We start from the raw sequence: 26,058 nt of genomic DNA on the forward strand, positions 1-26,058 counted from the left end.
ATACAGTGAGTTCTTTTCTTCTTCCGTGAATTCTAGGTTAATCATGTTTTTAATGAGTGCTTTGCTTCTAATTATGACTCTTAAACTATATTATTGTCCTTGAGTAAAAAATGCAAGTTGTAGCCGTGCAAAGTATATAATACTTCTGGCTTTGCTTTTGATGTACAAATAGTCGGGAACTATGCTTATGTAGCTGATTGGGGGTCAGGACTGCAAATCATCGACATCAGCAATCCGACAAATCCCACTCTCAAGGGTAATTATGATACTTCTGGCTTTGCTCGGGATGTACAAATAGTCGGTAACTATGCTTATGTAGCTGATTGGGATTCAGGACTGCAAATCATCGACATCAGCAACCCGACAAACCCCACTCTCAAGGGTAATTATAATACTTCTAGCAGGGCTTTGGGTGTACAAATAGTCGGTAACTATGCTTATGTAGCTGATTGGGATTCAGGACTGCAAATCATCGACATCAGCAACCCGACAAACCCCACTCTCAAGGGTAATTATGATACTGATGGCTTTGCTTATGGTGTCCAAGTAGTCGGTAACTATGCTTATGTAGCTGATGAGTATTCAGGACTGCAAATCATCGACATCAGCAACCCGACAAACCCCACCTTTAAGGATAATTATGATACTTCTGGCTTTGCTGAGGATGTACAAGTAGTCGGGAACTATGCTTATGTAGCTGATAGGGATGGTGGTTTAAAGATTATTGATGTGAGTGAGTTTACCAACCCACAAACTGTTACTCTTGCTATTTCTCCCAGCAGTGTTAGTGAAGATGGGACAGCTAATATGGCCTATACCTTCACCCGTAGCGGAGTAACAACCGATGCTTTAACCGTTAACTATACAGTTGGGGGTACAGCTACTTTTAGTACAGATTACACCCAAAGCGGTGCAGCAACTTTCACCATTACCACCGGGACAGTGACTTTCGCTGCTAATGCTACCACTGCTAAAGTCACAATAGACCCCACTGCTGACACAATAGTAGAAAGTAACGAAACCGTTGCTTTAACTCTCGCTGCCGGGACAGGTTATACAGTTGGGACCACCACTCCAGTTACCGGGACAATTAATGATGATGAACCCCCTATTATTAACCTTGCAGTTTCTCCCGCAAGCGTCACCGAAGACGGGACAACAAATCTGATTTATACCTTCACCCGTAGTGGATTAACCACTAATTCCTTAACCGTCAATTACACCCTCGGAGGGACAGCTACCCTTAATACCGACTACACTCGTACCGGGACTAATAATACAGTCACCTTTGCTGCTGGTTCATCCACTGCTACCGTCACAGTTGACCCCACTCCTGACACAATAGTAGAAAGTAACGAAACCGTCATTTTAACCCTCGCTGCCGGGACAGGTTATACAGTTGGGACCACCACTCCAGTGACGGGGACAATTACCAACGCTTCTGCAACTGGACAATATGCTTCTAGTGTTATTGCTTTTAGTTCTCAATATTCTTCATCTTCATGGAGTGCAGAACAAGCTTTAGGTCAACCCAATACTTTTAGCTATGGAGATATTCCAACATCATGGGCCCCATCCACATCAAATGGTGATGGAGATGCACAAGCTGATGAATTTATCACCCTTGGTTTTTCTACACCAGTTTATGCTGACGGTATAGAAATTCGTGAAACCTGTGGAAATGGATTTGTCAGAAGCATTGATTTATTAGATAATCAAGGTGTTTATCGCTCTATTTGGTCTGGAATTGATCCTAGCTTACCAGGAAATCCAGTCAATTTTAGAGTCAATTTTCAGCCAACTAATTATCTGGTTGTTGGCGCAAAAATAAACGTTGATATTGATCATGATACTAGCACTTGGGAAGAAATTGATTCGGTTCAATTATTCGGTGTCGGTAATGTTATAAGTAATATTACCCTAGCAGTTGCTCCCGCAAGCGTCACCGAAGACGGGACAACAAATCTGGTTTATACCTTCACCCGTAGTGGATTAACCACTAATCCCTTAACCGTCAATTACACCCTCGGAGGGACAGCTACCCTTAATACCGACTACACTCGTACCGGGACTAACAATACAGTCACCTTTGCTGCTGGTTCATCCACTGCTACCGTCACAGTTGACCCCACTCCTGACACAATAGTAGAAACTGATGAAACCGTTGCTTTAACTCTCGCGACCGGGACAGGTTATACAGTTGGGACCACCACTCCAGTGACGGGGACAATTACTAATGATGATACCAGTGTCACCCTAGCAGTTGCTCCCGCAAGCGTCACCGAAGACGGGACAACAAATCTGGTTTATACCTTCACTCGTAGTGGAGTAACCACTAATTCCTTAACCGTCAATTACACCCTCGGAGGGACAGCTACCCTTAATACCGACTACACTCGTACAGGGACTAATAATACAGTCACCTTCGCTGCTGGTTCATCCACTGCTACCGTCACCGTTGACCCCACTGCTGACACAATAGTAGAAAGTAACGAAACCGTTGCTTTAACTCTCGCGACCGGGACAGGTTATACAGTAGGTACGACTACTCCAGTGACGGGAACAATTACTAATGATGATACCAGTGTCACCCTTGCAGTTTCCCCCGCAAGCGTCACCGAAGACGGGACAACAAATCTGATTTATACCTTCACCCGTAACGGAGTAACCACTAATCCCTTAACCGTCAATTACACCCTGGGAGGGACAGCTACTCTTAATACCGACTACACTCGTACAGGGACTAATAATACAGTCACCTTCGCTGCTGGTTCATCCACTGCTACCGTCACAGTTGACCCCACTCCTGACACAATAGTAGAAACTGATGAAACCGTCATTTTAACTCTTGCTGCGGGGACAGGTTATACAGTAGGGACCACCACCCCAGTGACGGGGACAATTACCAATGTCACCCTTCCCAGTGTTACTCTTGCGGTTTCTCCTAGTAGTGTTACCGAAGATGGGACAAGTAATCTCATCTACATCTTCATGCGCACAGGAGATACAACTAATCCCTTAACCGTCAACTATACAGTTGAAGGGACAGCAACCAATGGAAGCGATTACACTTTACTTCCCACCAGCGTCACCTTTGCTGCTAATTCAGCGACTGCTACCGTCACAGTTGACCCCACTCCTGACACAATAGTAGAAAGTGACGAGACTGTCATTTTAACCCTTGCTGCGGGGACAGGTTATACAGTTGGGACAACTACCCCAGTGACGGGGACAATTACCAATGACGACTTTTCCCAACTCTCCATCAATAATATTACCGTGGTCGAAGGCTTAGATAATAATGCCATCCTCACCGTCACAGTTGATAACCCCAATCCACAACCAATTACCTTCAACTATACCACTGGACCCATTGATGCTACCGCCGATGTAGATTACACTAGCAAAACCGGAACTATCACCATTGCACCTAATACTGCCACCGCTACTATTAGCATTCCCCTCCTCAATGATAACCTTAATGAACCTGATGAAGTCTTCACCGTCACCCTCTCCAATCCGGTTAATGCTACCATCAATCCCGAAGGAGGAATAGGAGAAGTTATCATTACTGATACTTGGCAAACCAGTCTTACTCGCACCTTACCCAACAATGTGGAAAACCTCAGACTAATTAGCAGTAATAATGTTAATGGTACAGGTAACGCTGGTAACAATAAAATCACAGGAAATAGTGGCAATAATCAAATCAATGGCGCTAACGGTGCTGATACTTTAACCGGTGGTTTAGGTGCAGATACCTTCGTCTTCCAATTTGGTCAATCTACCATATCAACAAGCGATCGTATCACAGATTTTGCCATCAATAGTGATAAAATCGACTTATTAACTCAAGCTGGAAACGCCACGAGTGCGCCTAGCAATTTCAGTCGTGCTGCTAATAGCACTGTCACCACTTTACAGAATTTAATCAATCAGGTATTTACTGATGCTAATGGAGCGATTACAGGTAATCAAGGATTAGGGGTTAATAGTGCCGCCTTAGTGCAGGTAACAACCGGTGCAATAGCTGGAACTTACCTCGTTATTAATGATAGCACGGCTGGCTTCCAATCCAGCAATGATTTATTAATAAATATCACCGGATTTACTGGGACTTTACCAGCTTTAGGGAGCATTCCAGTGGGTAATTTCTTTGTTTAAGTTTCTAAGTCACCTAGAAAACGGTTTTCTCGGAGAAACCCGTTTTCTGTGTTAAAAATTGTCAGCTACCCCCGCCATTTATTAGTTACATATTTCTTAAGTAGGTAGGCGTTAAAAGTTGTCAGACACCCCCCTTATCAAGGGGGGACTAAGGGGGGATCGGCACCCCCCTTATCAAGGGGGGACTAAGGGGGGATCGGCACCCCCCTTATCAAGGGGGGCAGGGGGGATCGGCACCCCCCTTATCAAGGGGGGCAGGGGGGATCGGCACCCCCCTTATCAAGGGGGGACTAAGGGGGGATCGGCACCCCCCTTATCAAGGGGGATCCCCCCGCCTATCGGCACCCCCCTTATCAAGGGGGGCAGGGGGGATCGGCACCCCCCTTATCAAGGGGGGACTAAGGGGGGATCGGCACCCCCCTTATCAAGGGGGGACTAAGGGGGGATCGGCACCCCCCTTATCAAGGGGGGACTAAGGGGGGATCGGCATCCCCCTTATCAAGGGGGGACTAAGGGGGGATCGAACCTAAAATCTATTTTTAATTTAATTATAACCAGCTACTTAAGTATTTTCGATTTTTGACTGAACTAAAGGGCTGTTTTTCGATTCAGAATTGCCCGAAAAATCAAGACTATACCCCGAAAAAAGCTGATAATTAACAACCAAAGGGATTGTAATTCTCCTGCCGTATTTTTCAGTGGCCAGCGCTGGTGACGACAGAATAAAAAAGTAATTAATTTTCTCTGGTCTGATAGGATAAGTGGCTGGAATTTAAGGGTTGCTTGCCAGATTTTGCCTCGTTTTTCTAGATTGACTAGATGAGCAGATAGGCGCAAATCTTCCCCTAAAATATCTAGGAGTAATTTTTCTGAGTAGATGGGTTCCCTCAGGTTAATTTCTGCTCCTATTTCCGAAAGTTTTTTCAGATTGCCCTGTATAATTATATCCGATTCTGTGATCAAGTTAACAGGAGATTCCAGCAATTGGTATTGAGTTTCTAAGGTGAGGGGAGCTTCCAATAAAGCCACCAGAGCCGTCATGATAATAACCACGTTATATATAGCCAAAATCAAGCCAAAATTTAGGGGACTTTCTTGATAATTGTGATGGTGTAAATTAAAGAAAATACTAATTAAAGTAATAGTGAGAAAAAACAGCAATGGGTAGGATAAGTGCCAATTATATTGATAATCTTGGCGAGCAAGTCCCTTCGGTGTCACCTGAAATCCTTTGTCAAAGGGTTTCCAAAGAACATGGAGAACTGTTAGGGATGTTGGTACACAAATAATCATCGATAATACTTCAGAAAAAACAATTGAGCGCGAGCGAGAATTTAACCAGTGATAAGTGGCTAACTGCAGCATCATGTAGGGTAAAAAGATATAGATTGTCTCATCGATGGTAATGTTCAAAGGTACGATGTAACCAAAGGTATAAAGGAGAGGAATCAGCAGAGAAAATAAACGAGCTAAGGGAGAAAACCAAGATAAAATTCCTTCTAAGTGTGCCAATCTTTGGGGTAGGGTTAGTCCCGCAATTTTTAGGGGATTAGCTTTGATAAAAAAGGCCTGTAAAGTTCCTCTTGCCCAGCGCAATCTTTGCAGTAAATAAGCTGATAAACTTTCAGCAGATAAACCAGCACTGAGTTTTTCATTTAAGTAAATAACTTCATAACCTTTCGCTGAGATAGCAATCCCAGTAAAATAGTCTTCACTAATAGATTCTATATTAAAATATCCCACTTCCTCTAAGGCTTTTCTTCTGACAAGAAAAGAAGTACCAGCACAGACAGGACTACCCACCCCATCTTTAGCTGGTTCGATATGACGATAAAATAATTCTTCGTCGGGAGTAACGATATTTTCTAAACCTAAGTTATGGGCGATAGGATCGGCATTATAAAAGCTTTGGGGCGTTTGCACTAGGGCAATTTTAGGGTTTTGAAACCAGCCAACAGTTCTTTCTAGAAAATTCCGACAAGGGATAAAATCTGCATCAAAAACTACCACTAATTCCCCTTGAGTTTGTCTGAGAGCATGGTTTAAATTACCTGCTTTAGCATTTTTTCTATCCTGACGAGTCAGATAATGACAATTTAATTTTTCTGCTAATTGATGAATTTCTGATCTCTGAGTATCATCGAGGATATAAATATTTTTATGGGGATAATTAAGGGCTTGACAACCGATAATAGTTCTTTTTAAGATAAAGGCTGGCTCATTATAGGTGGGAATCAGAATATCTACCGTGGGCAAATACTGTTTATTGATCACTGCTTGGCTATAAAAATCAGCTTCTTTGCGTCTATCTTTCGTGGTTAAGACTAAAACTAACTGAATTATGCTACCACTTAAAACCATCATCTCAAAGCCTAAAAGCAGTAAACTAAAAAAGCCATTGAGAGGAGTAGAAAGATTTAAGGTTTCCAGAATCCTCCAGATTAGATAGCGCAGGGTGATAGCGAGAGTGATAGAAATAATGACTAATCTTGACCAAACTTGCGGATGCGGAGACAAGAACATGATTAACTGCGTAAAAATTAGCAGGATAACCGTGGGTAAGAATAATTGATAGCTATGAGCAACCGTGGGAACTTTAATCCAAGCAAGGGGGTTAAAAAAATCTTCTACTAAGCCAAGGAGTAATCGATAAATATTGTGTTCTGGCCAAGATAATGATAAACTGACCATCATTAGCCCGCCGATCACTGCTAACATAATTAAGATAACTGATATTATCGCTAAAATCGACTTGAATGGGGAGGAATACACTGGTTTTTGAGGGAATGGAAAAATCGATTCTTGGTTAGACATGAATCTCCTTCTGATCAAATAAATCTAACTACATTTTACAATTCTTAACAAAAACCAGGACATTTTTGGCAATGACAGGAGCGCTCTCCACCAAAATGCTAAATTTTGTATCAAACCCAAGATGAAACTAGCCAGAAAAAGTCTGAAAATAGTATAATCTGGTTAACCGTGAGGAAAAATTAGTCTATGATAGCCGTCAAAATCGCCATTGTTAGCGCTCTCGTTTTAGTTGTGGTCAAATTCGTCGCTTCTGTTCTCGGTAAAGGCAATATACCCCTACTTAATCAAGCTGTCACTGTGATTTTAAGCCTTTTTATCGGTTTTGAGTTGATTCAACTAGGACAAGCGGTGATTGAAAAGATTAATTAAGAGCTAAACGGGCCAGATAGAAGCTAGTAATAGTTTTAGCATCGATCGATTCTCCTCTGGCGATCGCTGATTCCATTTCCTCAAAACTCATAAAAACCACTTCTAGATCTTCATCGGCATCTTGAGCGGGGGGCAAGCTTAATTTTTCCAGATCCTGGGCCAGAAAAGCATAGATATATTCATCGGAATAACCCGGTGCCAAGGCAAATTTACCCAAAGATTGCCAATTATGCGCCCGATAGCCCGCTTCTTCCTCTAATTCTCGTTTTACCGTCGTAGCAGGGTCTTCTCCTTCATCAATCGTTCCGGCGGGAAATTCCAGAATTCGAGCTTGCAAACTAAATCGATACTGACGTACTAGAACCAATTGACCTTCCTTGGTAATTGGAACTGCTAAAGCACCCCCCGGATGACGGACACATTCCCATTCTCCCTCGACACCGTTAGGTAAACGCAGTTTCGAGACTTCAAATTGAAAGACCCGACCTTGATAAAAAAGACGTTGTTGGAGCAATTGAGGCGATTCAGACATAGAAAATTTGCAACTAGGACTTTAAGAATTAATATCAACAAATGTCACCTTTGTCACCGGTGTTTCAGGTTATAATGGGAAATGCTGTCTTTACAGGTTAAATCTTTTTCGAGAAACCCCATGGCAAAAAAATCGATGGTAGAACGCGAGAAAAAACGCGCTCGTCTCAGACAAAAATACGAAGCTAAAAGAGCGGAACTAAAAGAACAATTCCGCACCGCCGAAGATTTTGAAGAAAAACTGGCAATTCACCAAAAATTACAGGAATTACCCCGCAATAGCGCTCCTAGTCGTCACCGCAACCGTTGTTTAACGACCGGCAGACCGAGAGGATACTATCGCGATTTTGGTTTATCCCGCAACGTTTTACGCGAATGGGCCCACCAAGGTCTTTTACCCGGTGTGGTCAAGTCTAGCTGGTAGTCAGAAACAATATCTAGGGAAAATACCGGGATAGAGGCGTGGTTTTTGCGTCTCTATTGCCGTTTTTAGGTAGGGTTTGCGGCAAAAAGTACGGGCGAAGCATTCGGATAGAAAATCTACGGTTTCACCGATAGGTTATTGCCCGAATGCTTCGCCCCTACAGGACGCGATCGCCGCTCAAGATGCCAGGTTTTGAAGCACGATTCTCTCAAAATCTTGCAGCTGTTTCGCCAGAAAAGCCACAAAACCCTTACCTTGCCTACATTTCACATTTATTCAGCAAGCCCTAAACAAAAACTCTCGATCGAGCGATCGAGAGTTAACCATGAACAAAAAATTCACCTAGACTACAGTAGCAGCCTTACGGGCAGCGGCGGCCTCGTCGGGATGAATACCGAGACGGGTGAGATTGAGACGACCTTTACTATCGATCTCCCGTACCTTAACTAACACCTCATCCCCCACGGCCACTTCATCTTCGACCTTACCGACGCGTCCCTCGGCCAATTGGGAAATATGGATCATTCCCTCTTTCCCCGGCAAAACTTCCACAAAAGCGCCGATTTGGATAATGCGAGTCACACGACCGAGATAGACCTCACCCTCATTGAGTTTGCGGGTCATATTGTAGATCAGTCGTTTAGCTTTTTCGGCCTGTTCCCCATCGGTAGAGGAAATAGTCACAGTCCCATCGTCATCGATATCGATTTTTGTGCCGGTCTGTTCAGTAATCCCTTTAACCGTCTTACCACCTGGCCCGATGACTAACCCGATCAGATCTGGATCGATCTTGATCGTCAATAACCGGGGTGCGTGGGGAGATAATTCCGTGCGGGGTTTTTCTAGGGTCGCTAACATCTTCTCTAGGATATGTTTGCGGGCCGGTAAAGCTTGTTCGATCGCCTTGGCCACCACTTCCATGGTTAAACCGGGGATTTTCATATCCATCTGGAGAGCGGTGATGCCAGAATCAGTGCCAGCCACCTTAAAGTCCATATCTCCCAGAAAATCCTCGATACCTTGTATATCGGTCAAAATCCGCACTTCTTCCCCTTCTTTAATTAAACCCATGGCCGCACCACTAACGGGTTTTTTCAGGGGAACACCGGCATCCATCAGTGCCAAGGTAGAACCGCACACGGAACCCATGGAGGTGGAACCATTAGAAGAGAGGACTTCCGACACCACCCGCAGCACATAGGGAAATTCCTCCTGGGGGGGAAGGATAGGTACGATCGCCCTTTCCGCTAAAGCACCGTGGCCGATTTCTCGACGGCCAGGAGAACGCATCGGACGGGTTTCACCGACGGAAAAGGGTGGGAAGTTGTAGTGATGAAGATAGCGTTTTTCATCTTCGGGATGGAGGTCGTCCCCCAAATCCTGAGCATCACCGGGGGTGCCAAGGGTGGCGATCGAAAGCACTTGGGTTAAACCGCGATTAAACAAACCGCTACCGTGAACCCGACGGGGTAAAACTCCCACCCGGCAAGAAATCGGGCGTACTTCGTCCAGTTTGCGACCATCAACCCGCACCCCATCCTCGATAATTTGGGCGCGCATCAGTTTTTTGGTCAGATCCTTAAAGAGATTACCGATTAACTTTGGCTCTTCCAGGGTTGGAGCTTTTAAGGGATCTTCATCGGGAAGAGCGGTTATAGTTTCCTTAATCCGATTTTCGATCGCCTCTAATTTCTCATCCCGTTCGGTTTTGCTGAGGGTAAACTGAGAGAGAATCTGTTTAATTTCCTCTTTAGCTTGTTCTTTCAGGAAATTATGCACGGTTTCGTTTACTACCGGCGCTTCTCGGGTGACGAGGGGAATACCCAACTGATCGATCAATTCCCGTTGAGCGGTGATCAGGTCGCGGACCGCTTCATAACCAAAATCGATCGCCTCAATAATATCCCGTTCCGGTAACTGATTGGCTCCCGCTTCGATCATCACCACCCCTTCGGGACTACCGGCCACCACTAGATCCAATTCTCCGTTATGGATTTCCTTGTAGGTGGGATTGATGATAAATTCATCCCCTAGTAAACCGACGCGCACCGCTGCCATCGGTCCTTGGAAGGGAATCCCTGCCAACAGAACCGCCACGGAAGCCCCGGTAACGGCCAAAACATCCGGGGGTACTTCCTCATCCATCGAGAGGGTCGTAGCGACCACCTGAATATCATCCCGTAGCCAACTGGGGAATAGAGGCCGCAGGGGGCGATCGATCAAACGACCGGTCAGAATTGCTTTTTCCGGGGGACGACCTTCACGACGCAAAAATCCTCCCGGGATGCGCCCGGCGGCGTATAATCTTTCTTCGTAATCAACGGTCAAGGGCAGGAAATCTACTCCTTCTCTGGCTTTGGCGGTGGTTGCTGTCACTAAAACTGCCGTTTCTCCCGATTGGATCAGAACACTACCGCCAGCTTGGGGGGCTAAAAGCCCTATTTTTAGTCGAATATCCCTGCCATCAAAGGATATTGACTTGTCAAACTCTTCCATGTAAAGTTATATTCCTTTCTTTCGCTTTTCTCTGTGCTGTGGCAATCCTAGCATTTTTTGTCCCCCTTTCCGACAGGTTTAGTATTCAGTGATCAGTTATCAGTGATCAGTTATCAGTTATCAGAGTTGAGTTATCAGTTCGCTGATTACTCTTTCCCGTTTACCGATCACAGCAAAAAAGCTCCCCATCTCCCCATCTCCCCCCGCAACGCGCACGAAGTGGTCTCCCCACACCCTGCTTTTAAACAGGATTTAAGATTACTTGCTCAAACCAGCCAAAAAATGATAGTTTCAGATATAGGAATAATCTGGTTAAGAAAAAAATGTCTTCCCTTGCCGCTTGCTGGCCCAAAAATATTTCTAAGTATTAGCAAAACTGACTGACTCTCAGCAGTTGGGCGGGATTTTTCTAGGCTCGAAGAACCCCAAACCAAGAAAATTAAGACAATTAAAAGGATTGCGTCTCTATTATCTGTTAGACGCTTCTATTCCAGTGAATTTGCGGTTTATCTTCCCATTAACCCCGTTTAACCCTATTTATTATCGATTATGGCTGAAAGTTATTTACTAAACAAACTGCAATCTGTAGAACAGACCTACAAAGAATTAACCCGTCGTCTAGCGGATCCCGATGTCACCGGTAATCCGGGTGAATTGCATCGTCTGGCCAAATCCCGCGCTTCCCTAGAGGAAACGGTCAACACTTACGAAATTTGGCAAAAAAGTCAAGAGGATTTAATCGGTGCGAAACAAATCTTCAAAGAATCCGCCGGCGATCCCGAATTACGGGAAATGGCCGCCCTAGAAGTGGCAGAATTAGAGGCAAAAATCGCCACTTTGGAAGACCAATTAACCATTCTGCTGCTGCCCCGGGATCCCCTCGATGAAAAGAATATCATGCTAGAAATTCGCGCTGGGACCGGAGGTGATGAGGCCAGTATTTGGGCGGGGGATTTAGTTCGCTTGTACTCAAAATATGCCGAAACTCAAAACTGGAAAGTTAGCCTTTTGAGTGAATCTCCGGCGGATATGGGCGGATTTAAAGAGGCAATTTTAGAGATTAAAGGCGATAACGTCTATAGTAAGCTGAAATTTGAGGCGGGAGTCCATCGGGTGCAGCGGGTTCCTCTGACGGAAGCGAGTGGTCGCGTCCACACTTCCACCGCTACCGTGGCGATTATGCCAGAAGTGGACGATGTGGAAGTGCATATCGATCCCAAGGATATTGAGTTAACCACGGCTAGATCCGGGGGTGCAGGCGGTCAAAATGTCAATAAAGTGGAAACTGCCGTCGATTTAATCCATAAACCCACGGGAATCCGGGTTTTCTGCACCGAAGAGCGATCGCAATTGCAAAACCGGGAACGAGCTATGCAGATTCTCCGGGCGAAACTGTACGATATGAAGTTACAGGAACAACAGGAAGCGGTCAGTTCCATGCGGCGCTCTCAGGTGGGAACCGGTTCCCGTTCGGAAAAAATTCGCACCTATAACTATAAGGATAATCGTCTCACCGATCATCGCTTAAATCAGAATTTTTCCCTCGATCGCATTTTAGACGGCGATATCGAAGATGTGATTCAATCCTGTATCGCCAAGGATCAACAGGGAAAACTGGCGGAATTAGCCGCTGCCCAAGAGACAGCTTAATCAGGACACAGGAGACTCCGAGACTCCTGGATTATTTTTATTTATGCTCCCCACTCTCCTCTGGCCAACCCGCAACGGTCAAACCCCGTGCATGATTAATTTTTCGCAGTTCAAAATTGATTATTATTCATTAAACCTCTTGCATAATTAATTTTTGAGGATTCAAAAACGGCAAAAATAAGGATTAAATTGCCTAGAATCTGTGAATTATTCATTCTTAATTCTCCTGACTACTGACTACTGACTCCTGACTCCTCACCTAACCGAAGATTTTTGATTTTTACAACAGGTGTTTTTTACTTGCTATAATCGATTGTCGAATTTGAGTAGGAGACGGGAGAAAATGGCCGATTGGCAGGAAATAGAGGGGGGGATCACGGCCCCAAAAGGATTTAAATCCGCAGGGATGGCCGCGGGGCTAAAACCGTCCGGTTTGCCCGATTTAGCCCTCATTGTCTCGGAAACAGAAGCGATCGCCGCAGGAGTCTTTACCACCAGTCAAGTGCGGGCCGCTTGCGTCGATTATTGCCGTCAACGCCTCCAAACCAAAGCCAGCGCCAGGGCGATTTTGTGTAATGCTGGCCAAGCAAACGCCGCCACGGGGGAAGCTGGATGGCAAGACGCTCTCGATAGTGCCGCCGCCTTGAGCCAAGTTTTAGGGATTCCCGCCGATGCAATTTTGCTGGCTTCTACGGGAGTGATCGGGCAACGGATTCGCATGGATGCGTTAACCGCCGCTTTACCGACCTTAGCAGGTTTATTGTCGGAAAATGGTGGCGAAAGCACGGCCCGGGCGATTATGACCACGGATCTAGTCCCCAAATCGATCGCCTTGCAAACCACTATTGATGGTCGTCCGGTCACAATTGGGGGAATTGCCAAGGGATCGGGGATGATTCACCCGAATATGGCGACAATGCTCTCCTTTATTACCTGTGATGCCGCAGTATCGACGGTTCTCTGGCAAAATATGTTAAGTCGGGCGGCTAATAAAAGTTTTAATCAGATCACGGTGGATGGGGACACCAGTACCAATGACAGTCTGATCGCCTTGGCTAACGGTCAATCGCGCACCACAGCGATCACAGAAATGGGCCGGGATGCCCAAAAGTTAGAGGCCATGTTAACGGAAGTTTGTCAATACCTGGCCAAAGCGATCGCCCGGGATGGGGAAGGAGCCACCTGTTTAATGGAAGTGCGGGTTTCGGGGGCGGCCGATGATCAGTCCGCTCGTCAGATTGCTCGCACCATTGCCGGTTCTTCCCTAGTAAAATCGGCGGTTTTCGGTCGAGATCCCAACTGGGGACGAATTGCGGCGGCCGCGGGCCGGGCCGGGGTTGTCTTCCATCAAGAAGACCTACAAATCAAGTTAGGCGACTTCGTGATGATGGAAAATGGTCAACCTCTGGCGTTCGATCGAGCTAGTGCCAGTAATTACCTGAAAGCGGCAGCAAGCGGGGCTTATTTACGAGAAGATACCGTTTTAATGTCTATCTGTATCGGTAACGGTTCGGGAACAGGTACGGCCTGGGGTTGCGATCTTAGTTACGATTACGTCAAAATTAACGCCGAGTACACCACTTAAAGCGATCGGTTTTGTAAACAGGCTCTCTTGTCCTTGCTGGATTGTAGCCCAACAGCTTGATCAACGGTTGACGTTAGGATCTAGTCTATACCGACAATCTCGATGATCGATCCTGTTGATTACACAGCAGCCGAGAGAGCCGATTACCCGATTAACAGATAAACTTTAATGGTTGGATTGTAAGTAGCTGGTTATAATTAAATTAAAAATGGATTTTAGGTTCGATCCCCCCTGCCCCCCTTGATAAGGGGGGTGCCGATCCCCCCTTAGTCCCCCCTTAATCCCCCCTTAATAAGGGGGGCATCTGACAACTTTTAACGCCTACCTACTTACTTCTTTTCAACCGGTCTCGAAAACAGTTTTGTCAGTCCCTCAGTCCCTTGGCAAAATCCATCTATTGGCGGGGAAAACGCTGCATGGTTCCGAAAAAATCACCACGAATTCCTTTAGAATTGCACCAGATCAAGGCTTACGAGTTTTATCAAAAACGGCTGGCATCGGGTAAAGAAGGCAATGAGATAGATGACTGGCAGCAAGCGAAAGAATATTTGAGCCAACATCCCAGAGCGATTCTTGCTTGGAATCTAAAAATGCCCTATCGCGGGGGAAAAAGGCTAATTAAAAGATTGTTGCTATCGCTCCAGTCTCTTGTCAGAGTTGCTTGGAAACTGCTAATCTTTCCCTTCTGGCTATTTCAGCAAATACCGGGGCTTTTTGCCCGTGAAGACAAAGACAGCCGCACCTTTGCCATTGATGTGGTCAAAACGATTATTTCTGCCCTGGGATTAATTGCTACCCTTTTGGCAGGAATTGGGCTTATTGTCAATTATTTCAATTCTCAAGCGGAAATGCAACTGACTCAGCAACGTCTGATTACCGAGCGCTTCTCGAAAGCTGTCGAGCAAATCGGTAGTGGTAAAGAGGAGGTGGTAATTGGCGGCATTTATTCCCTAGAGCGAATTGCCAAAGATTCTCCCAAGGATCAATGGACAATTATGGAAGTGCTGACTTCCTACATTCGTAAAAATTCCCCCATTCCCTCGAATAAGAGACAACTGAAGCCGGAGGCGGAGGAAAGAGAGAAGACCCCAGAAAAGCTCCCTTCCGTGAGTATTCCAGTTCAGGCCGCTTTAACGGTAATCGGGCGGCGTAAAGGGGATAATTTGGCTGAAACAACTGACTCTAATAAAATTAAAATTCTTGATTTAAGTCGGACAAATTTGAGGGGAGCCAACCTCAACCGAGCCAACCTCAACCGAGCCAGCCTCCACCTTGCCAACCTCAACGGAGCCTTCCTCGAAGAAGCCAACCTCGACGGAGCCAACCTCAACCGAGCCAACCTCAACGGAGCCAACCTCGACGGAGCCAAGCTCATCGGAGCCAACCTCATCGGAGCCAACCTCAACGGAGCCAACCTCAACGGAGCCAACCTCAACGGAGCCAACCTCATCGGAGCCAAGCTCATCGGAGCCAACCTCAACGGAGCCAACCTCAACGGAGCCTTCCTCATCGGAGCCTTCCTCATCGAAGCCAACCTCGAAGAAGCCAACCTCAACGGAGCCAACCTCAACGGAGCCTCCCTCAACGGAGCCTTCCTCAGGGGAGCCTTCCTCATCGGAGCCAACCTCAACGGAGCCTCCCTCAACGGAGCCTTCCTCAGGGGAGCCTTCCTCAACGGAGCCGAGGGTCTTAATCCAGAACAAATTAAATCGGCCTGCTCTTGGGAAAAAGCAATATACACGGAAGCCAAGTGGGATGAAGATAAACAATTATGGGTGGTTGCTGACCGGGAAGCCAATCAACGAGAAATCGAGAAACTCAAAAGGGACAAAAACTCAGATCCGCCAAATCCGAGGCTCTTCTCGGCTTTGTGTGATAATTTTTGCTTATGGAATCGTGAAATGCTTACTGGAGACGAAACTAGCACTTTCCCCTAATTGAAGCGAAAAAACCCCGCATGACTTCAAGAAATCACCGGGGTTTTTAGGAAAAATAGGGATAGGGAAGGAATTTAACCCTCGGTTTCCTCTCTGGTTTGGATAAACAGAATCAAGAGGAAAACCGTGGGGACTAGGACGAATAGGATACTAGCGATAAAGCCGAGATTATTTACCTGCATGAGTTAACTCCCTTAAGTGACAACGGATTTGCATTAAAGATTAACTCCTAGAATATCATCCCAGAGGGCGTTGCTGATTTGAGAGGGGGAGTGGGGAAGTGGCAGAAAGGTAGTCACCTTTTCACCCCCTTGGCCGGCGCGTCTTTAACTGGTACTTTTGGATCAGTGGCGATGATGTGAAGATCGATATTTTTCTGCCAGATCAGGCGCATGAGTTTTTGGGTGAAAGAACCTTTGATTAAACGCTTCCAGCGCGATTGAAGGCTCTCCCCGATCACGATCTGGGTGATTCGTTCGCGCTCGGCCACCTCGGCGATCGCTGATGCCACCTGATAGCTTTTAACCCGTAAGAATTTCCCCTCGAAGTCCCGACATAAACGTTCGCAGGTTTCGATATGTAAAGCCTCCTCTTTGGTGAGAAAGCGATCGGGTTTATCGACGAAAATCACGAAAAATTCCGCATTCATATACCCCGCTATCCGCGCTCCTCGACGTAATAATCGTAAAGAGTTGGGATAGGTGGAAACACAGACTAATACCCGTTCGTGAACGGGACAGAATTGACCGATAAATGTCGAATTACTCGCTTCTTCTTCCACTGTATCGGCCACTTCACGCAGGGCGAGTTCCCGGAGGGCGATTAAATTGCGCCGTCGAAAGAAATTATTTAAAGATGGTTGGATCTTTTCGGGAGTGTAGATTTTTCCCGCTAATAATCTTTCCTCTAGGGTTTCAGCGGTGACATCTACCACGATCACTTCATCAGCTTCCTCCAAAATTCGATCGGGTATTCGCTCCCGCACCACCACCCCAGTGATTCGGGCAACCAGATCGTTTAAACTCTCAATATGCTGGATATTCACGGTCGAGTAAACATCGATTCCCCGGGATAAAATTATCTCCACGTCCTGAAAGCGTTTCTCTCGCTCCGAACCGGGTGCATTCGTGTGGGCCAATTCATCGATCAGACACAGCTGCGGCGAGCGGGCGATAATCGCTTCTGTATCCATTTCCGAGAGAGTGAATCCCTCTTTCTCTAGGATTTTTCTCGGTACGATTTCCAATCCCTCGGCCTTTTCGGCGGTCTCTTTTCTGCCGTGGGTTTCGAGCAGTCCAATCACCACGTCGGTTCCCTGCTTTCTGAGACTATGCCCCTCCTCCAGCATTTTGTAAGTTTTCCCGACTCCCGGAGCCATCCCGATAAAAATTTTATGTCTTCCCCGTCGCACAATTGTCTCCTTTTTGGCAACTTACCTTGTAGATTAATAATGAAAGTGCCTATTGACGGCTCTTCTCGACTTTGTGTGATAATTTTTGCTTATGGAACCCTGAAGTGCTTATTGGGCAAAACTTTTAGGACTATTTTGCGGATATTCTATCGGTATAGACCTCGTTTCCACACAGAAACCAGAAGAGCCTATTGACTAGAGGTAATACCGCGCTGACGTAATTGGTCGATAAAAAATTCTTCGAGGGAAGCACGAGCTAAATTAAGACTAATCAAGCGAGCATCCATACTAGGCAGGGCAGCCAGAAAAGCAGCGGGTTCTCCCTGTAATTGTCCGTGCCAAAAATTATCGCGCCAATGTAAACCGAGTATCCATTGCTGTAGTTGCTCTTCTCTACCCCCTTGAACAATCACCTGATAGACATCAGCACGACCGAGAATTTGATCGAGGGAACCGACACAGAGTAATTCTCCCCGGGCCAACAGGGCAATGCGATCGCAAATTTGTTCCACATCGGAGAGAATATGAGAGTTAAAAAAGATGGTTTTCCCCCGTTGTTTGAGGGATTGAATAATTTCCCGCACTTGATAGCGACCGATAGGGTCCAGTCCCGACATCGGTTCATCGAGAAAGACTAATTCCGGATCATTGATTAATGCTTGAGCTATACCGATCCGTTGCATCATTCCCTTAGAATATTGACGCAATTGTTTTTTCTGGGCAGTTTTGCGGTCTAATCCCACTAAATCCAATAATTCAGGAATGCGTTTTTTCTGCACAGAAGAGGGAATTTGAAAAATGCCGGCGATTAATTGTAGGAATTCCCAGCCGGTGAGATAGTCGTAGTAGTAGGCATTTTCAGGAAGATAGCCGATGCGTTGCCTGACCGAGCGATCGCCAATTGGTTGACCGAGAATCAAGGCCCGTCCGGAAGTGGGTCGGACAATCCCCAAAAGGGTTTTTAAGAGCGTGGTTTTGCCGGCCCCGTTCGGGCCTAATAATCCAAAGGTTTCGCCCTCATGGACAATTAAAGTACAGTTTTTCAAGGATTCGATTTTTTTATTTAACCAGAATCCCGTCCGATAAGTTTTTTGTAAGTTTAACGTCTCTAGCACAGTTTGACGGCTGGTATTCGTCATTGTTTTGGAGTCATCTGAGACAGAATACATGGGTCTGATATCCCTCTTCCTACACTTTGCTTTTATTATCCCCAAATTGTCAGCAGCAATGTCAACAGTATCAAAATAGCCCGGTTTTGGAACCCAGAAAAATTCCAACCGGTCTTGAGAAGGGGTATCAGTGCGGGCTATTGCCAGCTTTCTTCTCTGGCATTGGTGTGCATTAGCCGCTAAAATCTGTTAGACAGGTAACTTTGACACTTGAGCAGCAACTGGTACAATAGTGCGAACGCTTAAGGAAACCAGACTCTTAGACAAACACAGCATGAAACAAATCCTCAATAGCCTCAATTCGCTGACAGTGGCCAGTGTAGCCACTATCGCCTTGGCTTACCCTAGCATCGCTCAAGTTAATCTGTCTGTTTATCCCGCTCCTTCCTCGTCGAACGAATCCATAGAATTATACGTTCCCCCGCCAGAAAACAATAACACCAATAATAATACCTGTACTCAATTGATTGGGGCAAATATCGATAAAATTATCGGTCAAGCTCCCAATCAGTGGGGTATATTAATCGAATCTATTGATCGCCAAACGGTTATTTATAGTCATAACGCCGATCGCTATTTTATCCCTGCTTCTAATACAAAGTTATTTACCACGGCTGCCGCTTTACAAGCGATGAACCCGGAAACGACAATTCAAAAAAAATCCCTGCGCGATTGGGTGAATATCACTAATCAGAGAAGTAATAATTTCTACGCTGACACTCTTTTTCGCTTTATCGGCGGTTCTAAAAGTGTTACTGCCATCTTGGCACAATTGGGCATCAATCCCAGTGGTTTTCGTTTAGCCGATGGTTCAGGATTATCCCGCCGTAATACCGCTACTCCCCGCTCGATCGTGGAAATTTTGCGGGTGATGTATTATTCTCCTAATCGAGACACTTTCTATGCTTCCTTACCGGTAGCGGGAATTAGTGGCACCCTGAGAAACCGAATGCGTCAGACGGCTGCTACTGGCACAGTTTACGCTAAAACTGGCACTCTTACCGGTGTGCGGGCCCTATCGGGTTATCTAGAAAACCCCAACCAAGAACCGATGTTATTTAGCATTATCGTTAATAATCAACGGGTTTCCGGACAGGCTCTGGTGAAAGCGATCGATACTATTGTTCTACAGATGACCCAATCTCGTTCCTGTCAAGCTCAGTAGCTCTCCCGTAAAATACCCATTTGTCCTGACAGTTAGTGAAAACCCGATTGGGTAAGGATTTCCCTTGTGTCTCCCGACTCCTAACTCCTGAATTCTTCTCTATGCAAGAGGTCTAATCCCGGGGCGATTCTCGCGAGTCAATCCGATTTTTTTTTGCGGAACTGATGGCCAAATTCCCTTAACCCGAGATGGGGTTAATAATAGCCATAATCTGCTTCAGTTTGGGTTTGGGTTTGGGGGGAGAGATATTCAAAATTAGAAGGATCTCGCAGAAAACGAAATATTTCTTCTTCGAGACGATGAATTAGATAGGGTTCTATGGAACTAGAATCGCGTAAACAGGCTAAATAGCCTTCTACATATAGCCGGATCTCATCAAAACGCGAGCCACGGTGCCAAAGATCCACCATGTCATCGGTTAGTCTTTGATAGTAACGAATGGATTGGGTATCTTGGAGCATGGGCAGTAGAACAAAAAAAAGAGAGTGGGGGTAAGTGTGTATAGATAATACCAGGGAGAATTGCTATTCTCAGTCTCCCCTATCTCTATTGTACCGACCAAATCGCCAAAACACAGACGAGCGCATTTTCAGTGATCAGTAATCAGTAATCAGTAATCAGTCAGCGCCGGAGCAGGGAGAGGAAGTTTGAGCATTTGTACTAAAATTCCCAATACGCAGTTTAGATGCAGTACAGCTGATCAATCAGGAAAACTAATATTTAGCGATCGCTTGTTGCTCACCTTTTTTGGCTGATTTGGCTGATTTATGGGCTGTTATTGGTTATTCATGGTTTCTTTGTCTTTTTGCCCGTTCAATTTCTGCCTGTAGTGCTGCTATTTGTCGCTGCAATCTTTCGCTTTCGCTATCATTAGCATCAACATTAATTGAGCTTTTTACCCCTATTTTGGCATAGTTTCCCCGGCGAATTTGACGATAGGATTCCGAGTTAAACCATTCCTGTAGATAATGCACTCTTTCTACGGAAAAAGGATGGGTTAAAAAGGAACCATTGCCGCCATTATAAATGATAAATTTATAAATCTGGTTTAAGTTATCTTGGTCTAATTGTCGGTAGGCTTCCCCTTGGCGAATAAATTCTTCTAAGTTACATTCATTCAGATATTTTTGGCTTCCTCCTGCACATTTCATTAAAGTTCTCAGGACTAAATTTAAATCATCGGTAACTAATAAAGCGGCCCTGTCTGCCGATAATTCGGCTTTTCTGCGCCATTCATAAAAGGCATAAACTAGACCGGTAGTAATGGCTTTTCCTAGTCCTAAAGTGATGTCCCCAAGCAAATTAGCCGCCCCTATCACCCAAAAAGACATTTGAATTAAAATACTATGATCGCATTTTAAATGACCTAATTCGTGGGCAAGAATTACTCGAATTTCTTCTTCATCTAAGAGGTCTAAAAGGGCAGTATTAAAGACTATATAGGGATGTTCCGAACCCAAAGAATAGGCATTGGCTAAAGGGTTTTGACTTACATAAAGATTCGGTTCTGGAGACATATCTAAATCCCGCAGACATTGGCGATAGATGCCGTATAAAGTGGCGTATTGACGAGGACCAACTTTTAAATCATTGCCCATTAATAAAATTTGTTGGGGACGTTCATAGAGATATTCGGAAAAACTTTTCGCTAATAAGTCAAACCCTGGAACTGATCTTAAGGCCTGTTCAGCTTGCTGATCTAGGGGATGTTTAAAAGCTTGACTGGAAATATCAGGATAACTTGGCATATTAATAAAACCTCTTGTAAAAATCAAAAATTGTTGTTAGGGTTAGGAGTCAGGAGTCAGGACAATTAAGAATGAATAATAAGCAATTAAAGGCTCTATTTACATATTTTATGCCATTTGATCCTTATTTTTGCCGTTTTTGAAACCTCAAAAATTAATTATGCAAGAGATTTATAGAACAAAAAAAGTCAAAATTTGTCCTAAATTGATCCTATACAAATGCTTGATACATCTGCAAAATTGCGGATTCCAAAGTTGATTTGATTTCGGTGACATAGAATAGACCTGTGGGAGAAATGAGCTTTTTTCTTGTTAACTATCCTTGGCAACAATTCCTAGATTTGATAACAAAGCTTGGAGGTTAGTTTGCACGGTAGCTGGTTGGTATCTCTTAATAGTTTCTAGGGAATTATCGGCGAGTTTTTGCCACAATTCCATATTATCATAGAGTTCGATCACTGCTTGGGCAAATTCCTCGGCAGTATCGGCAATTAAAACATCTTGGTGGTCAATTAATCCCATACCTTCGGCACCAATTCTTGTGGTAATAGTGGGTAATCCGAGGGAAAGACTTTGACCAATTTTACCCTTCATTCCCGCACCAAATCGCAGGGGAGCAACAAAAATCCGACTCTTTTGAAAATAGGGTTCTACTTCGGGGACATAACCGGTAACAATCACTTGATCATTGGCCAATTCTTTTACTTCATCCTTGAGGTTACTTCCTAATAAATTAACAGTAATGTCAGGACGGGATACCCAAACTAAGGGCATAATTTCTAAACATAACCACTTAACTGCATCAATATTAGGAGGGTGATTGTAGCTACCAATAAATACTAACCCCGATCGCTGGTCAAAAGCAACTTTTTCTGACAGGGAAATTTCTTCATGGATATTGGGGATTACCCAAACATTTTTCACTCCTAAAGAGGATAAAACCTGCTTTTCGTCTTCTGTTACTACCACGGTTGCTTCCGCTTGATTAGCATAGTTTAACTCTAATTTCTGATAGGTTTCCCAACTCCAGCTAGTATTTTGATAACTGGGATCGAGATAGTCTTTTTGCCGTTTTAAACGCAGAAAATGCAGGTCAATTGTATCATAAATAATTGGTGCTTTTGTTTTTAAGCGAATTAAATCCATATACTTATCGCACAATTCGGGACGACACAACCAAACTCCATCGATCAGAGGTAAATATTTGATTAATTTTTCTTCTAGATTATATCTTTGCGGTGTGCCATAAATAACTTCAATTCCTAGCTGCTGCAGAACGGAAGTATAGGGTTGTTCAGGATAGCCATTATCGGGAAAGAAAATCACTGAATAGCCTAAATTGAGCAGTAGCTTAAGAATATTTAATAAACGCACACAGCCGGACTCTCGATCGTATAGTGGAACGTAGGAGTCAATGACTAAAATTGTCGGTTTTCCTTGTAAACTTCGGGCAGCTCTGGGTACATTATTAGCATCGTTATCTAGGTGTTTAGTTAATACCTTTGACCATTTTTCTCGAAACTTAGTTTGATTAATAACTTGATATTGTTTGATCCCACTGGAAAGGTCTGTTCCCGAGGTGATTCCTTCGTAGTGAATAACGTTAGATTGGGGTTGATAGAGGACTTGATAACCCAATTCTCGGATGGCAAAACATAAGTCTGTATCTTCGTAATATGCGGGGATAAAGTCTTGACAAAAACCACCTAATTGCTTAAATAAATCCGTAGGAACTAATAAACTAGCCCCCGAACAATAGTCCACGGGACGCACATAATTATATTCTGGTTCATCGGGACTATCTAAGCGTCCATAATTCCAACCATCGGCAGAATTCCAGATAATTCCCCCCGCTTCTTGTTGTTTACTATTAGCATAAATTAACTTGGAACCCACCGCACCAACTTGGGGATTATTGACGATTAATTTCACTAAACTTTCTAGACAATTTTCCAGAATACGAGTGTCGTTATTGAGAAAATATAGGTATTGACCTTTTGCTTGACTAGCCCCATAATTACAGGAACGAATAAAACCAGAGTTTTCTGCATTAGTTAATACTTTAATTCCTTTAACTAAAGTGGCTAATTGTTCTAGGGTTTCATCGCTAGAAGCATCATTAACAATGATTATTTCATAGGCTAAATCAGAACTTAGGTTAACACTCAAGGATTCCAAACAGTTAAAGGTGTAGGCAAATTGGTTATAAACAGGAATAATAATCGAGACTAAAGGATTGTCACTGCTGGCAATTTCTAGGGGTCGGGGTTCGGCCAATTTAGCACTTTCGATCACCTGTTCTTCAAATTCAGAGGAACTCTTTCCTGTGAGAATTTTAATAATTTTTCGTTTCGTCTTTTTGAGTGCTGGTTTCCACCCTTCCTCTTGGAGACTAAAGACAAATTTTTTGAGCAGTTTTTTAACTTTGAAAATAATCATTATTACCATAAATAATCCTCTAGAGAAACCCAATCTTGTGCTAAATCTAAATCTCTTTCCGCTCTAACAATAGCTCCTTCCTTTAATTGTTGCTTGAGGTAGTTTCTCGGTTGTTCCATAATATATAATTTAATCGCTTCATTAATTAAATTATTATATTCTTTTTCAGGATAATCACTACTTGGCAACCATCGATCGAGAAGTTGCATAGTATCTTCAGGGAGAGTTATCTGAAGTTGTCTGGCCATTTTGTCTTTTCTAACCATATCTAGACAATAACAATTATAAACCCCTAGAGCGATTTTAGTTGCTATCGGGATAAATTCTCGGGGCTGCGGCGATTAATTTTTGAGTGTAGGGGTGTTGGGGATGGCTAAAAATTTGTTCAGTGTCACCCATTTCAACAATTTTACCCGCAGTCATCACCGCAATTCGATCGCAGAGGAATCTCGCTAACCAAAGATCATGAGTTATAAACAAATAAGTGAGATTAAATAACTTTTGTAACTCTAACATTAACTCTAAAACCTGTGTCTGGACACTAGCATCAAGCATACTAACCGGTTCATCACAAATAACTAATTCTGGACGAGTAATTAAAGCGCGAGCAATGGCTACCCTTTGCTGTTGTCCTCCCGATAACTCCCTAGGATAGCGTCGATAAAATTCTTCTGTTGGTGTTAAACCGACTCGATCTAACATTGTTAAAACCTGTTCTTTAGCCGTTTCTAGACTAACTTTTTGATGGATCAAAAGCGGATCGGCGATACTTTCTCCCACTGTCATCAGAGGATTAAGACAAGCGAGGGGATCCTGAAAAATCATCTGCATTAAGCGCCGTTTGGGACGCATTTTTTCCCTGGACAACGGGGTTAAATCTTCGCCTAAAAATTCCACTTTTCCCCCAGTGGGTTTAATTAACTGTAACAGGGTTCTCGATAGGGTACTTTTCCCACATCCCGACTCCCCAACTAAACCGAAGATTTCCCCTCGATAAAGTTCAAAATTTACTTCATCCACCGCTTTAATAAATTTCTTTTCTTTTTTGAAAAAACTATCTAAAAAGTTACCTTCTAGGGTATAATACTGTTTTAAATTATCCACCTTTAACACCGTTTCTTTGCCTTGAATTGCTGTTGATTTTTCCTCCCTTAACTGTAAGTGTAAAGCAGCGGCTAAAAGAGAACGGGTGTAGGGGTGTTGAGGTGTATTAAAAACTGTTTTTACCGCTCCCGATTCGACAATTTTGCCCCCCTTCATCACCGCTAATTGATCGCAATATTCTCCCACCATTGCTAAATCATGGGAAATTAACAATAATCCCATCTGTTCCTCGCTACATAAACGCTTTAATTCCCGCAGAATTTCCGCCGAAACCGTCACATCTAAACTGGTGGTGGGTTCATCGGCAATAATTAACTTAGGGTTTAATAATAAAGCTAAAGCAATAGCCACTCTTTGCCGCATTCCTCCGCTAAATTCGTGAGGATATTGGGACCAACGATTAGCGGGAATTTTCACTTTTTCTAGGACAGTACAAGCTTGACTTTTAGCTTGACGATAGGTTAAATTTGCTCGATGGGCTTGCAAAGTTTCCACACAATGATCGCCGATAGTCATCAGTGGATCCAGTCGCGTCATCGGATCTTGAAACACTAATCCCACCGCTTCCCCGCGAAACTTTTCTAACTGTTTGCTAGATAAAGATAAAAGCGATCGCCCTTCAAAGGTAATCTCACCTTCCACATGAGTGCGATTAGGTAATAACCTTAAAATAGCCTTACCTATAGTCGATTTTCCACAACCAGATTCACCCACTAATCCCAGAGTTTCCCCTTTGCCTATACTAAAAGATACCCCATCGATCGCCCAAGAGGGAGAACTTAATTCGGTCGGGTAGGCAATTTTTAGGTCTTTAATTTCCAACATGACGCGATCGGTAACGATAAAAGTTAGGACTTAAGTAAGTAGTTATAATTAAATCGAAGATAGATTTTGCCTCTGATCCCCCCTGCCCCCCTTGATAAGGGGGGTGCCGATAGGCGGGGGGATCCCCCTTGATAAGGGGGGTGCCGATCCCCCCTTAGTCCCCCCTTAATAAGGGGGGCATCTGATAATTTTTAACGCCTACCTACTTAGGGTCAAGTATGCCACAC

18 protein-coding genes and 1 pseudogene are annotated in these 26,058 nt (G+C 44.3%); 8 read left to right on the forward strand and 11 right to left on the reverse strand.

Translation table 11 applies throughout. From position 1 onward, the window contains the following. Positions 1–159: 159 nt before the first annotated feature. Positions 160–384, forward strand: a pseudogene (locus IM509_RS16980) (LVIVD repeat-containing protein); the annotation flags it as partial. 24 nt (positions 385–408) lie between these two features. After that, entirely contained in the window at positions 409–4,164 is a 3,756-nt protein-coding gene (locus IM509_RS16985) for a Calx-beta domain-containing protein (protein WP_287717226.1), read from the forward strand. 588 nt (positions 4,165–4,752) lie between these two features. Here the strand turns inward: IM509_RS16985 and IM509_RS16990 are convergent. After that, complete coding sequence (locus IM509_RS16990; RefSeq protein WP_052275940.1) at positions 4,753–6,978, reverse strand: glycosyltransferase family 2 protein; 2,226 nt, start codon at positions 6,976–6,978, stop codon at positions 4,753–4,755. A gap of 186 nt (positions 6,979–7,164) precedes the next feature. On the opposite strand from IM509_RS16990, the gene IM509_RS16995 reads away from it, so the two are divergent. Then, positions 7,165–7,347 (forward strand): hypothetical protein, encoded by a 183-nt coding sequence (locus IM509_RS16995; protein WP_002743955.1) that lies wholly within the window; start codon positions 7,165–7,167, stop codon positions 7,345–7,347. Here IM509_RS16995 and IM509_RS17000 read toward each other — a convergent pair. Next, positions 7,340–7,879 carry an NUDIX hydrolase gene (locus tag IM509_RS17000; protein WP_002776703.1) on the reverse strand — a complete coding sequence of 180 codons (540 nt, stop codon included), beginning with the start codon at positions 7,877–7,879 and terminating at the stop codon, positions 7,340–7,342. The genes IM509_RS16995 and IM509_RS17000 overlap by 8 nt on opposite strands. Before the next feature lie 120 nt (positions 7,880–7,999). Here IM509_RS17000 and rpsN point away from each other — a divergent pair, with 120 nt between their 5' ends. Next, positions 8,000–8,302, forward strand: a complete 303-nt coding sequence (gene rpsN, locus IM509_RS17005; RefSeq protein WP_002740009.1) for a 30S ribosomal protein S14 — start codon at positions 8,000–8,002, stop codon at positions 8,300–8,302. Positions 8,303–8,644: 342 nt separating this feature from the next. On the opposite strand, the gene IM509_RS17010 is transcribed toward rpsN, so the two are convergent. Next, entirely contained in the window at positions 8,645–10,798 is a 2,154-nt protein-coding gene (locus IM509_RS17010) for a polyribonucleotide nucleotidyltransferase (RefSeq protein ID WP_072924553.1), read from the reverse strand. 549 nt (positions 10,799–11,347) lie between these two features. On the opposite strand from IM509_RS17010, the gene prfA reads away from it, so the two are divergent. The 3 genes from prfA (at position 11,348) to IM509_RS17025 (ending at position 15,970) form a co-directional block, all read left to right on the forward strand. Further along, positions 11,348–12,448: a peptide chain release factor 1 gene (gene prfA / locus IM509_RS17015; protein ID WP_052275942.1), complete on the forward strand. Its 1,101-nt coding sequence runs from the start codon at positions 11,348–11,350 to the stop codon at positions 12,446–12,448. Positions 12,449–12,791: 343 nt separating this feature from the next. After that, positions 12,792–14,033 carry a bifunctional ornithine acetyltransferase/N-acetylglutamate synthase gene (gene argJ / locus IM509_RS17020; RefSeq protein ID WP_002780712.1) on the forward strand — a complete coding sequence of 414 codons (1,242 nt, stop codon included), beginning with the start codon at positions 12,792–12,794 and terminating at the stop codon, positions 14,031–14,033. Between the two features lie 416 nt (positions 14,034–14,449). Then, entirely contained in the window at positions 14,450–15,970 is a 1,521-nt protein-coding gene (locus tag IM509_RS17025) for a pentapeptide repeat-containing protein (RefSeq protein ID WP_185237934.1), read from the forward strand. Between the two features lie 74 nt (positions 15,971–16,044). On the opposite strand, the gene psbM is transcribed toward IM509_RS17025, so the two are convergent. The 3 genes from psbM to IM509_RS17040 form a co-directional block, all read right to left on the reverse strand. Beyond that, the gene (psbM, locus tag IM509_RS17030) at positions 16,045–16,152 is read right to left on the reverse strand and encodes a photosystem II reaction center protein PsbM (RefSeq protein WP_002745897.1); all 108 of its coding nucleotides are present in this window, start codon (positions 16,150–16,152) and stop codon (positions 16,045–16,047) included. A 113-nt stretch (positions 16,153–16,265) separates the two neighbouring features. Further along, positions 16,266–17,381, reverse strand: coding sequence for a universal stress protein (locus tag IM509_RS17035; RefSeq protein WP_185237935.1), 1,116 nt, complete (start codon positions 17,379–17,381; stop codon positions 16,266–16,268). 188 nt (positions 17,382–17,569) lie between these two features. Next, on the reverse strand, positions 17,570–18,550 hold the full coding sequence (locus IM509_RS17040) for an ABC transporter ATP-binding protein (protein WP_052275945.1): 981 nt from the start codon (positions 18,548–18,550) through the stop codon (positions 17,570–17,572). Between the two features lie 274 nt (positions 18,551–18,824). Here IM509_RS17040 and dacB point away from each other — a divergent pair, with 274 nt between their 5' ends. Next, complete coding sequence (gene dacB, locus IM509_RS17045; RefSeq protein ID WP_002787010.1) at positions 18,825–19,715, forward strand: D-alanyl-D-alanine carboxypeptidase/D-alanyl-D-alanine endopeptidase; 891 nt, start codon at positions 18,825–18,827, stop codon at positions 19,713–19,715. 194 nt (positions 19,716–19,909) lie between these two features. Here dacB and IM509_RS17050 read toward each other — a convergent pair whose 3' ends face one another. The 5 genes from IM509_RS17050 to IM509_RS17070 form a co-directional block, all read right to left on the reverse strand. Beyond that, positions 19,910–20,176 carry a DUF6761 family protein gene (locus IM509_RS17050; RefSeq protein ID WP_002739044.1) on the reverse strand — a complete coding sequence of 89 codons (267 nt, stop codon included), beginning with the start codon at positions 20,174–20,176 and terminating at the stop codon, positions 19,910–19,912. A 321-nt stretch (positions 20,177–20,497) separates the two neighbouring features. Continuing rightward, the gene (locus IM509_RS17055; protein WP_185237936.1) at positions 20,498–21,463 is read right to left on the reverse strand and encodes a M48 family metallopeptidase; all 966 of its coding nucleotides are present in this window, start codon (positions 21,461–21,463) and stop codon (positions 20,498–20,500) included. Between the two features lie 312 nt (positions 21,464–21,775). Then, positions 21,776–23,911 carry a glycosyltransferase gene (locus IM509_RS17060; RefSeq protein WP_185237937.1) on the reverse strand — a complete coding sequence of 712 codons (2,136 nt, stop codon included), beginning with the start codon at positions 23,909–23,911 and terminating at the stop codon, positions 21,776–21,778. Further along, positions 23,905–24,150 (reverse strand): hypothetical protein, encoded by a 246-nt coding sequence (locus tag IM509_RS17065; RefSeq protein ID WP_072924570.1) that lies wholly within the window; start codon positions 24,148–24,150, stop codon positions 23,905–23,907. Before IM509_RS17065 ends, IM509_RS17060 begins: the two co-directional genes overlap by 7 nt. Positions 24,151–24,205: 55 nt before the next feature. Then, positions 24,206–25,831: a dipeptide ABC transporter ATP-binding protein gene (locus tag IM509_RS17070; protein WP_072924573.1), complete on the reverse strand. Its 1,626-nt coding sequence runs from the start codon at positions 25,829–25,831 to the stop codon at positions 24,206–24,208. Between the last annotated feature and the right edge of the window lie 227 nt (positions 25,832–26,058).

Source organism: Microcystis sp. M31BS1, from assembly GCF_020245285.1.
Lineage (GTDB): Bacteria > Cyanobacteriota > Cyanobacteriia > Cyanobacteriales > Microcystaceae > Microcystis > Microcystis panniformis.

Coding starts and splice junctions, on each gene's coding strand:
- IM509_RS17050 (WP_002739044.1), bottom strand. CDS start 20,176: ATGCTCCAAGATACCCAATCCATTCGTTACTATCAAAGACTAACCGAT.
- IM509_RS16995 (WP_002743955.1), top strand. CDS start 7,165: ATGATAGCCGTCAAAATCGCCATTGTTAGCGCTCTCGTTTTAGTTGTG.
- IM509_RS17040 (WP_052275945.1), bottom strand. CDS start 18,550: ATGTATTCTGTCTCAGATGACTCCAAAACAATGACGAATACCAGCCGT.
- IM509_RS17060 (WP_185237937.1), bottom strand. CDS start 23,911: ATGGTAATAATGATTATTTTCAAAGTTAAAAAACTGCTCAAAAAATTT.
- dacB (WP_002787010.1), top strand. CDS start 18,825: ATGAAACAAATCCTCAATAGCCTCAATTCGCTGACAGTGGCCAGTGTA.
- IM509_RS17000 (WP_002776703.1), bottom strand. CDS start 7,879: ATGTCTGAATCGCCTCAATTGCTCCAACAACGTCTTTTTTATCAAGGT.
- IM509_RS17025 (WP_185237934.1), top strand. CDS start 14,450: ATGGTTCCGAAAAAATCACCACGAATTCCTTTAGAATTGCACCAGATC.
- IM509_RS17065 (WP_072924570.1), bottom strand. CDS start 24,150: ATGGCCAGACAACTTCAGATAACTCTCCCTGAAGATACTATGCAACTT.
- IM509_RS17070 (WP_072924573.1), bottom strand. CDS start 25,831: ATGTTGGAAATTAAAGACCTAAAAATTGCCTACCCGACCGAATTAAGT.
- IM509_RS17055 (WP_185237936.1), bottom strand. CDS start 21,463: ATGCCAAGTTATCCTGATATTTCCAGTCAAGCTTTTAAACATCCCCTA.
- prfA (WP_052275942.1), top strand. CDS start 11,348: ATGGCTGAAAGTTATTTACTAAACAAACTGCAATCTGTAGAACAGACC.
- argJ (WP_002780712.1), top strand. CDS start 12,792: ATGGCCGATTGGCAGGAAATAGAGGGGGGGATCACGGCCCCAAAAGGA.
- psbM (WP_002745897.1), bottom strand. CDS start 16,152: ATGCAGGTAAATAATCTCGGCTTTATCGCTAGTATCCTATTCGTCCTA.
- IM509_RS16990 (WP_052275940.1), bottom strand. CDS start 6,978: ATGTCTAACCAAGAATCGATTTTTCCATTCCCTCAAAAACCAGTGTAT.
- rpsN (WP_002740009.1), top strand. CDS start 8,000: ATGGCAAAAAAATCGATGGTAGAACGCGAGAAAAAACGCGCTCGTCTC.
- IM509_RS17010 (WP_072924553.1), bottom strand. CDS start 10,798: ATGGAAGAGTTTGACAAGTCAATATCCTTTGATGGCAGGGATATTCGA.